The sequence below is a fragment of the Pseudoalteromonas sp. SD03 genome (assembly GCF_040937955.1).
Taxonomy (GTDB): domain Bacteria; phylum Pseudomonadota; class Gammaproteobacteria; order Enterobacterales; family Alteromonadaceae; genus Pseudoalteromonas; species Pseudoalteromonas tetraodonis.
Map to the genome: position 1 here is coordinate 348,437 of NZ_CP162514.1, position 13,450 is coordinate 361,886.

Genomic DNA, 13,450 nt, shown 5'->3' on the forward strand with positions numbered 1-13,450 from the left:
TAAAGCGTATTACCGTTATTTATTTAATAACGGTTTTAAGTAGTGCCCAGTATGAGAGCGCTGGCATTCAGCCACTTCTTCTGGTGTACCTGCAATCAGTATTTCACCGCCGCCAGCACCACCTTCAGGGCCTAAATCAACGATCCAGTCGGCTGTTTTGATTACATCTAAATTGTGCTCAATCACTACAATGGTATTGCCATGATCGCGCAGACGATGCAGTACTACTAATAACTGCTCTATATCTGCAAAGTGCAGGCCTGTTGTTGGCTCATCTAATATGTATAGCGTTTTACCGGTATCACGCTTAGAAAGCTCACGTGCTAACTTAATTCGCTGTGCTTCACCACCAGAAAGTGTTGTAGCGGCTTGGCCTAAGCGGATATAAGAAAGTCCAACATCCATTAGGGTTTTAAGTTTGCGTGCTATGGCCGGTATTTTATCAAAGTAGTCATGGGCATCTTCAACGGTCATATCGAGCACTTGGTTGATGTTTTTGCCTTTATATTGTACTTCTAAGGTTTCGCGGTTATAACGTTTACCTTTACATACATCACACGGCACATATACGTCAGGTAAAAAGTGCATTTCTACTTTAATAACGCCATCACCTTGGCATGCCTCACAACGCCCACCTTTAACATTAAAGCTAAAGCGACCTACTTTGTAACCACGTGAACGGGCTTCTTGAGTACCCGCAAACAGTTCACGAATACCGGTGAAAATACCGGTATAAGTTGCAGGATTTGAACGCGGTGTGCGGCCAATAGGACTTTGGTCAATATCAATCACTTTATCAAAGTGCTCAAGGCCTGCAATTGACTTGTAAGGGGCCGCTTCTGCGGTTGTGGCACCATTAAGCTCAGTGTGAGCGAGTTTAAATAAGGTGTCGTTAATGAGTGTAGATTTACCTGAGCCCGATACACCGGTAATACAGGTCATTAAGCCAAAGGGTATTTTTAAATCAACATTTTTTAAGTTATTACCGGTAGCGCCAAACAGCTCTAACCATTTATCGTTAGTAGCATGGCGCTCTTTAGGTACTTCAATTTTACGCACCCCCGATAAAAACTGACCGGTAACCGAGTCTTTGCTCGCTAAAATATCATCGCGTGTACCTTGAGCAATAACATGGCCGCCATGGACACCAGCACCCGGACCAATATCAATAATATGATCTGCCGCGCGGATCGCGTCTTCATCATGCTCTACAACAATAACGGTGTTACCTAAATCACGTAAATGCACTAAGGTTTTTAATAAACGGTCGTTATCACGTTGGTGTAAACCAATTGAAGGTTCATCCAGTACATACATAACACCCACTAATCCAGCGCCAATTTGACTCGCTAAACGAATACGCTGTGCTTCACCGCCAGAGAGCGTGTCGGCGCTGCGCTCAAGTGATAAGTAATTTAGGCCAACATTTATTAAGAAAGATAAACGATCGCGAATTTCTTTTAGAATTTTTTCGGCGATTTGGCCTTTTTGCCCAGTCAAATGCAAACCTTCAAAAAAGCTCATTGCCTCACCAATACTCATATGTGTGATGGTTGGTAAGTTAGTTTGACCAATAAATACGTTACGTGCTTCTTGGCGAAGGCGCGAACCTTTACAACTAGGACACGCTTGACTAGTTTGATACTTAGCTAGCTCTTCACGCACAGAGTTTGATTCAGTTTCGCGGTAGCGGCGGTTCATATTATTTAACACGCCTTCAAATACATGATTACGTGTAATTAAATCACCGCGGTCATTACGGTAATTAAATGCAATTTTAGTATCACCCGAGCCATCTAAGATAATTTTCTTATGTTCTTTTGCAAGCTCTTGATAAGGAACATCTAAATCAAAGTCGTAATGTTGTGCAACTGCTTGCAACATTTGATAGTAGTAAAAGCTGCGTTTATCCCAACCTTTAATTGCACCGCCAGCTAAACTTATCTCAGGGTTATGAACCACGCGATTAGGGTCAAAGTATTGCCTTACACCTAAACCGTCACAGCTTTGACAAGCCCCGGCTGGGTTGTTGAACGAAAATAGACGCGGTTCAAGCTCTGTCATCGCATAGCCACAGGTTGGACAGGCAAAATTTGCTGAAAACAGCATTTCTTCAGCATTGCTATCGTCCATAAACGCAATGTTGGCAACGCCGCCTGACATTTCAAGTGCTGTTTCGAATGATTCCGCGAGACGTTGTTGCTGGCCGTCTTTGACTTTAAAGCGATCAACCACGACTTCAATTGTGTGCTTTTTATGTAGATCTAGTGGTGGTGGATCAGATAGGTCGCACACTTCGCCATCAATACGTGCGCGAATGTAGCCTTGGCTTGCAAGCTGCTCTAATAGCTTTACATGTTCGCCTTTACGGTCTTTAACAACAGGGGCCAAGAGCATTAGCTTTGTGCCCTCAGGCAGCGCCAGTGCGGTATCGACCATTTGGCTGATTGTTTGCGCCGCGAGCGGTAAATCATGAGTCGGACAGCGAGGTTCGCCAACGCGTGCAAACATCAAGCGTAAATAATCATAGATTTCAGTAATAGTTCCCACGGTTGAACGTGGGTTATGCGAGGTTGATTTTTGTTCTATGGAAATAGCAGGAGAAAGGCCTTCAATATGATCTACATCGGGCTTTTCCATTAATGACAAAAACTGCCTTGCATAAGCAGAGAGTGATTCAACATACCGGCGTTGCCCTTCTGCATACAGCGTATCAAATGCAAGTGATGACTTTCCTGAACCAGATAAGCCAGTAATAACAATTAGTTTATCACGTGGGATGGTTAGGCTGATGTCTTTTAAATTGTGCGTGCGGGCGCCTCGGACTTCAATGTTTTCCATGCTATCTCGTTTATTGCCAAAATTATTTGCTCAGTATCGCATAATACGCTGCAATATTAATCCTTGATCATCGAAAAAATCCTTAGTTATAGACGATTAATTATTGCCAAGCTTGTGATAGAATCCTTGCCTAATTTTTTAACACAGTAAGATCACGCAAATAATGACCGCATCTTCACTTAATTCACGAGAAAAACGCGCCGCCGTATCGTTAGCGAGTGTGTTTGCATTTAGAATGCTCGGCTTGTTTATGCTGATGCCTGTTTTAGCTATTTATGGTCAAGAGCTTGAAGGCTTTTCACCTATTTGGATTGGTTTTGCAATTGGTGCGTATGGTTTAACTCAGGCCGTATTACAAATCCCAATGGGGAGACTTTCCGATAAAATAGGTCGTAAAAAAGTCATAGTCGGTGGTTTGGCGGTATTTGCTTTAGGTTCGGTAATTGCCGCTTTGGCAGAGTCTATTCAAATGGTGACGGTAGGGCGCGCATTACAAGGCATGGGAGCTATAGCCAGCGCATTATTAGCGTTTGCATCAGATTTAAGCCGTGATGAACAGCGCCCCAAAGTTATGGCGGTGATTGGCATGAGCATCGGTATGAGCTTTGCGTTTGCGATGTTATTAGGGCCTATAGTGGCAGCTTCGTGGGGCATTGCAGGCGTATTTTGGCTAACGGCTATTTTGGCTGTGTGTGGTATTTTTATAGTCACTATGCTCGTTCCCAGTGCAATAAATAAAGCCCCTAAAGGCGATACGCTTGCCAGTTTTAGTGACATCAAAAAATTGATTAAACACCCACAGCTGGCACGTTTAAATGCAGGCGTATTATTGCTGCATCTAACATTAACGACTATTTTTGTAGTATTACCAAGCCAATTAATTAAAGATGGCTTAGTGGCCGAAAACCATTGGCAGCTTTATATTCCGGTTTTATTTTTGGCGTTTTTTTTAATGGTGCCAGTAATGATAGTGGCGATTAAAAAAGAGAAAGAAAAACAAGCCTTTATTGGTTCTGTTATGGTTTTAATAGTCAGCATGTTAAGTATGTCTATGTGGGCAAACAGCGTTGTTGGTATTGCGGTTTGTATGCTGTTATATTTTGTTGCGTTTAACTTTTTAGAAGCCACTATGCCGGCTCTTGTGTCGCGTATTGCTCCAGCAAGCCAAAAAGGCTCAGCCATGGGGGGGTATTCATCGAGCCAGTTTTTAGGCGCTTTTTTAGGCGGCATGCTTGGCGGGTATGTAGCACAAACAACTAGTACGCAAGCTGTGTTTGCGGCGGCGGCACTTGTTGGGGTAATATGGCTTATTATTGCGTGGAAAATGCAAGTCCCACCGAAAAGCAAAGTTATTAGTTTAATGACCCAATTAGATTCTGAAGAGCAGGCACAAACACTGGCTTCTCAGTTAGTTGCTTTACCCGGCGTAATAGAAGCAACCGTAGTTCGCGATGAAAGTCGTAGCTACTTAAAGATTAATGATAAAGAATTTGACCTAGACCAAGCCCGAAGAGTGGCTGGTTTAATCTAACGTTTATAGGAGATGGTTCCATGGCACGCGGTGTGAACAAAGTAATTTTGGTTGGTAATTTAGGGCAAGATCCTGAAGTTCGTTACATGCCTAATGGTAATGGTGTAGCAAATATTACCTTAGCAACTTCAGATAGCTATAAAGATAAAAACACTGGCCAAATGGTTGATAAAACTGAGTGGCACCGTGTGGTATTTTTTGGCAAGTTAGCTGAAATTGTGGGTGAATACTGCCGCAAGGGATCACAAATTTACGTAGAAGGTAAACTTCAAACCCGTAAATGGACTGATCAACAAGGCCAAGAAAAATACACCACAGAAATCGTTGTCGATGGCTTTACGGGTCAAATGCAAATGCTAGGTGCACGCGGTGGCGATCAACAAAGTGGTGGCTATCAAGGTAACCAAGGTGGTCAACAAAGTAGTGGCTATCAAGGCAACCAAGGCGGGCAACAAAGCGGTGGTTATGGTCAAAATAACCAAGGCCAAAATAGCCAGCAAGGCAGTTATGCTCCACAGCAGCAATCTGCACCTGCTCAGCAGCCAGCACCGCAGCAAAACAACCAATACCAGCCACAGCAGCAAGGTGGTTTTGCACCACAACAAAATAGTGCACCACAACAGCAAGGCGGGTTTGCACCTAAGCCACAAAATGCACCGCAAGGCGGCGCATCAAACCCTATGGAACCAACAATCGACTTTGATGACGATATCCCGTTTTGACCTAAGACAAAAAGCAAAATGTTTAAAAGTTTTCTAGAAAGCCGCTATTAAGCGGCTTTTTTATTAAAAAAATGACCGTATTCCATTTCTACAGTTTTTAAATCTGAATAAACACTTCCTAAAGTAAACATATGAATGTGTAAAAAGCACTGTGATACTGGTGTTTTTATTTTTTAAGCCAAGCCCTCCTTTGTTCAAACTAATATATAAATAATGACAGCTGTTTAGTTAACTAATTGAAGGCTAAATATAATGTTTATAAACATTAAGTACTAACTTTTAAACCTTCGCTAAACTTTTATTGTTGGCTTGTACAATTGCAAATAGTAGACAACACTTTAATAACTTATTTGATGTGCCGGTGGGTTATGAAAGTCAGTAAATTTCACTTTACCAATTATTCAAATGCTTTGTTTTATGCTCTGTGTATCGCCTTGCTAGTGATTATTAATAGCGGTTTAAGTTTGGTTTTACAGCATCAAAACGAGCAAGTTGGTTTAAAGCTAGCGAAGCAATTGCAACAGCCATTGGCCAATGAAAAACAACTTATTGCAAATACGCCTTTTACGCTCGCCCCTAATAAAAACTCTATTTATATAGAAAAACAAAAACATTATTTTAGCGCTAACTCAAAAGGAATTTTGCTCTACTCATGGCCAGTTTGGTATAGCTATAGCTATTTGTTTTTAATAATAAACGCGGTTCTTTTGCTCGCTATGCTTTGTATTCGACGTTTTAAAAAGCCTAAAACAATAAAAAACAGCACAATGACCTCTAAACGTCAGCAGCACTTTAATAATAAGAAAGTACGTTATGCACCCAAAGTGAGTTCTTTACAGCTCGCTCCCATAGCGACAACTAATGTGCAGGAAGCAATTAAATATAATGTATTTGCACTTATTCAGTGTGAATGCCATTTTGATGCAAACACTGACTTACAAGCGACTCTTAAAGTCTTATTGGCAAAAGACTTTATTAATACGACTGAAATATCCGTTAAGTTATTAACTGCAGGCAATTTCGCTTTTACTCTCAAAGGGATTGATGCAATTGATAAACTCAATTGCGCTAAATATTTACATCAATGCATTGTAAGTGCCGCTCATGTATTGGCGCCAAGAACTGCACAGAGGCATGTAAAAGTAGGTTTATGTACTTATTATTCCGAGGCTGATCAGGTTATGGTGTATCAGTTGGCAAAGTCGGCACTTACTCTCTCGCAGCAAAATCGAGTTAAGCATTATCACCAATTAGCGTTAAATTATGGTCATGTCCAAAAGCTCGATAGACACTCAATATCACAACGAATTAAAAAGCAAAAATTAGCTATTTTATTTCAACCAGTATACGAGCTCGATAGCGGCGCTATTATTAAGCATTACGTATCAATTAAAAGTAATGACAGGGGAAATAAACAATTACTTAATCAAGAAAGTATCAGTCAATTTTATAGCGAAGGTGAGGCGCTGTTGCACGATCAAGCGGTAGTTATGCAAGTTAAAAAACTATTGCTTATAGATAAATCATCGTCAGTTATTAGTATTAAGTTACATCCTAAAAACTGGTTTAATAACGAGTTTTGGAGCTGGTTAACTGCTTATATCAATGACTTAAAAAACCAACATACACTGCAATTTTCTATAAATGAATCAGAATTCTTAAATAATCAATTACGTTTGCAAGGCGCTTTTGCAGCAATAGCGGCACTAAACTGCAATATTGTAATTAATGATGTGAGAAACAGTAAAAATATTTTTAAGTTTACGCTTAATAAACAAATATCAGGACTTAACTTAGCTTCTGAACTTGTCCATGGGATAGAGCGCAGTAATTCACAACAAAAATACGTTAGGGGGATTGTGCATATAAGTAGATTATTGAGCTTGTCAGTCTTTGCACTTGATGTAGAGACGCCTCAGGAGCTACAACTTTTAAAAGTAATAGGCATTAGCGGCGCGCAAGGAGGATATTTTTCTAAATTACTCCCCAATTATACTCAAGTCGCATTTCACTAATGCTAAGCAATTAACAAGTTAAATATACTCTACACTAATTTGCGATATTTTAGCCCTTCTAAACCTTGCAACCCACCAGTATGTATTGCAATAATTTTGCTGTTAGGGGCAAAGTAATCATTATTGATGAGCTGCCAAAGTGCGTACATCATTTTACCACTGTAAATAGGCTCCAAGGGTAATTGATGTTGATGCTGCATGTGTTGGCAAAACTGCCATAACTCAGCTGTAAAACGACCATATCCACCACCGTGAAATTGCGTAAGTAGTTGCCAGTTATTTTGTGATTTTGCTTTAGGGCTAAGAGCGCGTATTTCGTCCCGCAGGTAGTCGGCTTGCTTTAAAACAGCAATCCCTAGTAGGTTGATTTTATTTGAGCTGCCCTCTATCAATCCAGTCAAGGTGCCGCCACTGCCAGTTGGACAGACTAAGTAGTCGTGCTCAGGTAAACTCTGAGCAAGCTCTTTACATCCCTCTATAGCAAACTCGTTAGTGCCTCCTTCAGGTAGAATGTATGCGTTTGGAAAGCGTGCCTGTAATGCGGCTAAATAGGCTTCATCATGTCGTTGTTTGTACTCTATACGATTGACTGCATGTAACTGCATACCACATTGCTGTGCAAATTTTAGAGTAGGATTATTTAGATCAAGCTGTGGGCCGCGCACAATTGCGTGGGTTGTTAAGTTAAACTCTTTACCAGCAGCGGCGCACGCATGAATGTGATTTGAAAAAGCACCACCAAATGTAAGTAATTCAGATTTACCCAGTTGTTGCATACGAACTAAATTGTATTTGAGCTTTCGCCATTTATTACCGCTGATAAGTGGATGCAATAAATCATCGCGCTTAATAGTTAAAGTTATTTTCTTGTTTGTTAGTAATTCACTGGTAATTGTTTGTAAATAGCTATGTTCATTAATACTGAATGGTATTGGCATTATCACTCTTTTTCATTAGTTACATGATGAATGTGCTGTGTAATAGCGTTATTTTGACTCAGTTTTTATTACTTAAGCAAACTAAAAATATGAATACGCGGCTAAATTGGCATCTTAATAGCGTAAAATGCAGATAAATCTCGGTGTTGTTAAATAAATTAGCTATTTAGTACAAATGAAACGGTTATTTACTGGCATGAAACGGGATAATAGTTGTAAACTGAGATAATAAATGAACAAAGCTTGTGTTTTGTGCTTCAAGTACATAGCATAAGGTTTTATTATAAAAAATAATAATAACCAAATAATTGCCGCTTTTTTGGGACTGGAATATATGCGAATTGCTCCTTTATCTCTGTTAATTTCTGCTAGCTTTTTTGCAAGCACAGTATTTGCACAAGATACAACTACTGTAAACAGAATTGAATCAGAGATTAATACGAAACAAACAGAATACACTCGTTCAACGACGATGCTCGACAAATATTTAAAAGAAGAGAATCAACTTCAAACACAACTTGAATTGCTGAGAACGCGTTCCACACAGCTTGATAAAGAAAAAAACCAAGCGTTGGATGCGATGAATGATATGTATCGACGTTTAATTGATAATCCGTCGCTAGACATTACCTCTGCACAATCGCGTTATCAAAAAGCCGTTGTTGATCAAGAACAAAATAAAAATGATATTTCTATGCAATTGGCGGCAATTGCATCCCATCTAAAAGATATTGAGCAAATTCGCGCTGATAAACATGCACTTCAAAACACGATTGAAAGCTTAAAAGTGCAATATACTACGGCGCGTGTAGAGCGATTACGCAATGAATTTACCCGAGAGGGTACGCTTGAAGTTGACCATACCATTAACTGTAAGCGCACTGAAACACTGGCGGCATGTGAGCAGAGCGGTCAGCAAATAGGGCTGAAAAAGGCAACTAAACGTTTTTTAGATCAAATATTTGAAAATCTTACAGAAAAACGTCTTGTTGAACCTAAGCGAGACATGGCAGGGGCACAAGTACAAATTTTAAGTAGTCACGTGATTAAGAGCGCATTTAGCGGGCAAGGTGATTACAACGTCAATTTAAGCGTTACTATGCGCGGAGATGTAAACAGCAGTCGTTTATGTCACTTACTTAGTGTGAATAATAGTTTTTGTTTAGAGTATGGTACCCCGCTGGCAAATACTTATCAGCCAGCTTATAGCACTACTTTCTCTGATAGTCAGTTAACATTCAGCGATAATGGGGATAATAAAGCCGCTGCCGTTGTCGCTAAAACAGTTAATAAAAAGCCTAAAGTGGTCGCTGAGAACAAGAAAGATCAATTAGTTCAGTTAACCTTACGCTCTAATGTACACGGCGATGAAGTATTTATTAATGATATTCGAGTAGGTTCTACTCGTTTGGTGACGAACTTACCACGTGGTTTGCATAAATTAGAAATACGCAAAGAAGGTTACATCCCTTATAAAGCGCGAATTGACTTAAAGAAAACGCGAACGCTTTTTGCTCAGTTGGAAAAAAAGTCAGAGTCGATTGCTGCACCGACTAAAAAGCGAGAGCAAATAATACAAGCAGATTGCCCAAAAGGAATGGAAATTGATACACGCCCACCTATGGTGGACCCATCAGCAGTGATGATCCCCGTTGGTAAATTTAAAATGGGTGATATAAACGGCAATGGGCTTGAAAATGAACGCCCCGTGGTTGAAAAAACGATTAGTGAATCTTTTGCTATGCAGAGCAAAGAAGTGACTGTTGGCGCATTTGAAGCGTTTGTAAACGAAACGCAATATAAAACCGAAGCTGAAAAAGGCAAAGGTTGCGCATATTACCTCAACGGCGAACCTGTTTGGGAAGCAAGCTTAAATTGGCGTGCTCCAGGATTTGAACAAACCAATGAGTTTCCAGCTGTGTGTTTGACAAAAAATGACGCTATTGCTTACGCCGAGTGGTTTTCTGATAAAACAGCGCAAACGTATCGTTTACCCACTGAGGTTGAGTGGGAATATGCGGCGCGTGCAGGCACTGAGACAGAGTACCCATGGGGTAACGAAATTGGTAAAAACCTAGCTAACTGTGGTTGGTGTGGTAGCGAGTGGTCTAATAAACGCACGGCTCCGGTAGGGTCTTTTTCTGCAAATGCATTTGGCTTATACGATACTGTAGGCAATGTATGGGAATGGACTAGTAGCACAGGGAATAAAAAAGATGCCGTTGTTCGCGGAGGTGCATGGAATTTTGCCCCTAGCCTTGCTCGTGCATCAACGCGTTTAATTTTAGCGCCAGATTTTAGAGCTAATTATATTGGCTTTCGCTTAATGAGCGAACGATAATATTTTATGGGGAAGCGGTGCTTCCTCTTTTTAATGATTACAAAGACGGCTGCGCTTTACATTGCTCATTGTGTTGAGAATGTTAAAGTAAGCGCAACTACAATAAGAACGAATTTCAAAGGTCATCCAGCCTCATGTTTAAAAAACTCCGTGGTATTTTTTCAAACGATCTATCGATCGATTTAGGTACAGCCAACACACTAATTTATGTAAAAGAAGAAGGTATTGTATTAAATGAACCTTCAGTTGTTGCTATTCGTCAAGAACGTGCTGGTGGACCTAAAAGTGTTGCATCTGTAGGTACAGAAGCTAAGCAAATGTTGGGCCGTACGCCAGGTAACATAAAAGCCATACGTCCAATGAAAGACGGTGTGATTGCTGATTTTTATGTTACTGAAAAAATGTTACAGCACTTCATCAAACAAGTGCACAATAATAATTTTATGCGCCCAAGCCCACGCGTGCTTATTTGTGTTCCTTGTGGAGCCACCCAAGTTGAAAAACGTGCTATTCGTGAATCAGCGATGGGTGCAGGTGCTCGCGAAGTCTACTTAATCGAAGAGCCAATGGCAGCTGCAATTGGTGCCGGTTTACCTGTGTCTGAAGCAACGGGTTCTATGGTGGTTGATATTGGTGGCGGTACAACAGAAGTCGCTATTATTTCACTTAATGGTGTTGTGTACTCATCATCAGTACGTATTGGTGGTGATAAGTTCGATGAAGCCATTATTAATTATGTACGTCGTAACTTTGGTAGCTTAATCGGTGAAGCCACCGCTGAGAATATTAAACACCAAATTGGATCGGCATTTAAAACAGACGAGCCAGTAGAGATAGAAGTGCGTGGTCGTAACCTTGCAGAAGGCGTACCTCGTTCATTTACGCTCAACTCGCATGAAATCTTAGAAGCATTACAAGAGCCACTAATGGGGATTGTAAGCGCTGTCATGGTGGCGCTTGAGCAGTCTCCACCTGAGCTGGCATCTGATATTTCAGCGCATGGTATGGTGTTAACTGGCGGCGGCGCATTACTTAAGGATTTAGATCGCCTGCTAATGGAAGAAACGGGCATTCCAGTGGTTGTTGCTGATGATCCACTTACGTGTGTTGCACGTGGCGGCGGCAAGGCCCTTGAAATGATTGATGTGCACGGTGGTGACGTTTTTAGTTACGATTAATGAAATCAATGTTTGAAAAAACGGTTTCTTTGCAACTGCGACTTTTTGTCGCAGTGCTTTTGAGTATCGTATTGATCCTTGGAGACAAGTACACGCAAGGTGGCGAGAACATTCGTACTAGTTTGAATACGTTGGTTAGTCCACTTATTTATGTTGCTAACCTACCTTACGAAGTATTTAGCTTTAGCGCCAAAAGTTTGCATACCCGTGAGCAGTTACTAACCGAAAACGAAGCACTCAAAAAGAAGCAAGTATTGCAAAGTGAGCAAATCCAGCAGTATGAGTTTTTAGCAAAAGAGAATCAAAAACTTCGTGCATTACTTGGCTCTTCCTCTAAACACACCAATCGTAAAATTATTGCTCAAGTACTTTCTGTTCATTCAAATCCTTATAGTCACCAAGTGGTGATAAATCGGGGAACCACCGATGGTTTAAGCGAAAGCCAAGCGGTGATTGATGATATGGGGTTAGTCGGGCAGTTGACTAAAGTTGGTTCAACAACCTCGCGGGTGCTGTTAATTACAGATACCACCCATGCAACACCGGTGCGTATATTACGAAACGATGTGCGCACAGTGGTTGAAGGTATCGGTAAAATTAACGTGCTAAAGCTATCACATGTGCCGCATAGCTTAGATGTGCGTATTGGTGATGTGCTGGTGACATCTGGCCTAGGAGGTACCTTTCCTGAAGGTTATCCGGTAGCGGTGATCACCGAAATAACTCGTGATGAAGGCCAACCTTTTGCGCAAGTATTTGCTGAGCCGATAGCTCAATTAGATCGAATTCGGTTATTAGTGGTGTTATGGCTAAATCAGCAGGAGTTGATGGGTGATGATTAACCGTCATATGCTTTTAATCGCATTAAGTATTTTCTTTGCATTAGTAATGGCGCTAATGCCGTTACCTTTTTCACTTGAACCATTTCGTCCTGATTGGGTGCTATTGGTGCTTATGTACTGGTCTTTAGCTTTACCGCATAGACTAAATATAGGGACTGCTTGGGTTGTTGGGTTATTAATTGACTTAGCAACAGGCTCCTCATTGGGTGTTAATTCCTTAACTTATTCAGTGTGTATTTTTGTTACTGCAAGTAACTTCCAAAAAATTCGCAATTTTTCATTGTGGCAACAAAGCCTACTTATAGGCTTGTTCTTAACGCTTTACCACTTAATGCAGTTTTGGTTAAATCACTTTTTACTTGGCGTTTATTTTAGCCCACATTACTTATGGCCTGTATTAACAGGCATGTTGAGCTGGATATGGGTATTTTTATTACTTCGAAAATACCGTAGACATTTTAGGATCAGATAATGACTTGCGCAGTATATTTAGCCTCCGCGTCTCCCCGTCGTAAAGAGCTTCTAACCCAATTGGGTATTGAATTTTCACAGTTTAGTGTTGATGCCGATGAAAGTCAGCTTGCTAATGAGTGCCCGCATGACTATGTAGAGCGTTTAGCGCGTTTAAAGGCGCAAATGGGCGTAGAGCAAGGTTATACTGACCGGCCAGTGCTAGGTAGTGATACTGTGGTGGTGATGGATAACCAATCATTATGTAAGCCTCGAGATAAAGACGATTTTACTCAAACCTTAAAGCGCTTATCAGGGAACACGCACCAAGTGTTAACTGCCATCGCTTTTGCTACATCAGGTAAAGTACTCAGTTGTGTGGTCAGTACAGATGTCACCTTTAAAACGCTCAGTGATGAAGAAATACATGCTTATTGGCAAACGGGCGAGCCTCAAGATAAAGCCGGTGGTTACGGTATCCAAGGGTTAGGTGGGCGCTTTGTAACGCATATTTCGGGTAGCTATTTTGCCGTTGTCGGCTTACCTTTATATGAGACAGAACAATTATTAAATACATTCTTAAGAGGGTAGC

Annotated in this window: 10 protein-coding genes; 8 read left to right on the forward strand and 2 right to left on the reverse strand. The window is 40.9% G+C overall.

Going from position 1 to position 13,450, the window contains the following annotated elements; genetic code table 11:
* Window positions 1-15: 15 nt before the first annotated feature.
* Complete coding sequence (gene uvrA / locus ABZP26_RS01580) at window positions 16-2,841, reverse strand: excinuclease ABC subunit UvrA (protein ID WP_024602149.1); 2,826 nt, start codon at window positions 2,839-2,841, stop codon at window positions 16-18.
* A gap of 163 nt (window positions 2,842-3,004) precedes the next feature.
* Between uvrA and ABZP26_RS01585 the strand changes: the two genes are divergently transcribed.
* From ABZP26_RS01585 to ABZP26_RS01595, 3 genes are all read left to right on the forward strand, one after another.
* Window positions 3,005-4,372: an MFS transporter gene (locus ABZP26_RS01585; RefSeq protein ID WP_024602150.1), complete on the forward strand. Its 1,368-nt coding sequence runs from the start codon at window positions 3,005-3,007 to the stop codon at window positions 4,370-4,372.
* Between the two features lie 20 nt (window positions 4,373-4,392).
* Window positions 4,393-5,094 carry a single-stranded DNA-binding protein gene (ssb, locus tag ABZP26_RS01590; protein WP_024602151.1) on the forward strand — a complete coding sequence of 234 codons (702 nt, stop codon included), beginning with the start codon at window positions 4,393-4,395 and terminating at the stop codon, window positions 5,092-5,094.
* Window positions 5,095-5,462: 368 nt separating this feature from the next.
* The gene (locus ABZP26_RS01595) at window positions 5,463-7,109 is read left to right on the forward strand and encodes an EAL domain-containing protein (RefSeq protein ID WP_013463918.1); all 1,647 of its coding nucleotides are present in this window, start codon (window positions 5,463-5,465) and stop codon (window positions 7,107-7,109) included.
* A gap of 29 nt (window positions 7,110-7,138) precedes the next feature.
* On the opposite strand, the gene ABZP26_RS01600 is transcribed toward ABZP26_RS01595, so the two are convergent.
* Window positions 7,139-8,047: a 1-aminocyclopropane-1-carboxylate deaminase/D-cysteine desulfhydrase gene (locus ABZP26_RS01600; protein WP_368485270.1), complete on the reverse strand. Its 909-nt coding sequence runs from the start codon at window positions 8,045-8,047 to the stop codon at window positions 7,139-7,141.
* 334 nt (window positions 8,048-8,381) lie between these two features.
* Between ABZP26_RS01600 and ABZP26_RS01605 the strand changes: the two genes are divergently transcribed.
* The 5 genes from ABZP26_RS01605 to ABZP26_RS01625 all read left to right on the forward strand — a co-directional run bounded on the left by ABZP26_RS01605 (window position 8,382) and on the right by ABZP26_RS01625 (window position 13,449).
* Window positions 8,382-10,388: an SUMF1/EgtB/PvdO family nonheme iron enzyme gene (locus ABZP26_RS01605; RefSeq protein WP_368485271.1), complete on the forward strand. Its 2,007-nt coding sequence runs from the start codon at window positions 8,382-8,384 to the stop codon at window positions 10,386-10,388.
* A 134-nt stretch (window positions 10,389-10,522) separates the two neighbouring features.
* Entirely contained in the window at window positions 10,523-11,566 is a 1,044-nt protein-coding gene (locus ABZP26_RS01610) for a rod shape-determining protein (RefSeq protein WP_013463921.1), read from the forward strand.
* Window positions 11,566-12,408, forward strand: a complete 843-nt coding sequence (mreC, locus tag ABZP26_RS01615) for a rod shape-determining protein MreC (RefSeq protein ID WP_016900309.1) — start codon at window positions 11,566-11,568, stop codon at window positions 12,406-12,408. The genes ABZP26_RS01610 and mreC overlap by 1 nt, the downstream gene beginning before the upstream one ends.
* Window positions 12,401-12,880, forward strand: a complete 480-nt coding sequence (gene mreD / locus ABZP26_RS01620; protein ID WP_016900308.1) for a rod shape-determining protein MreD — start codon at window positions 12,401-12,403, stop codon at window positions 12,878-12,880. Before mreC ends, mreD begins: the two co-directional genes overlap by 8 nt.
* Window positions 12,880-13,449, forward strand: a complete 570-nt coding sequence (locus tag ABZP26_RS01625; RefSeq protein WP_368485272.1) for a nucleoside triphosphate pyrophosphatase — start codon at window positions 12,880-12,882, stop codon at window positions 13,447-13,449. Before mreD ends, ABZP26_RS01625 begins: the two co-directional genes overlap by 1 nt.
* Window position 13,450 lies beyond the last annotated feature (1 nt).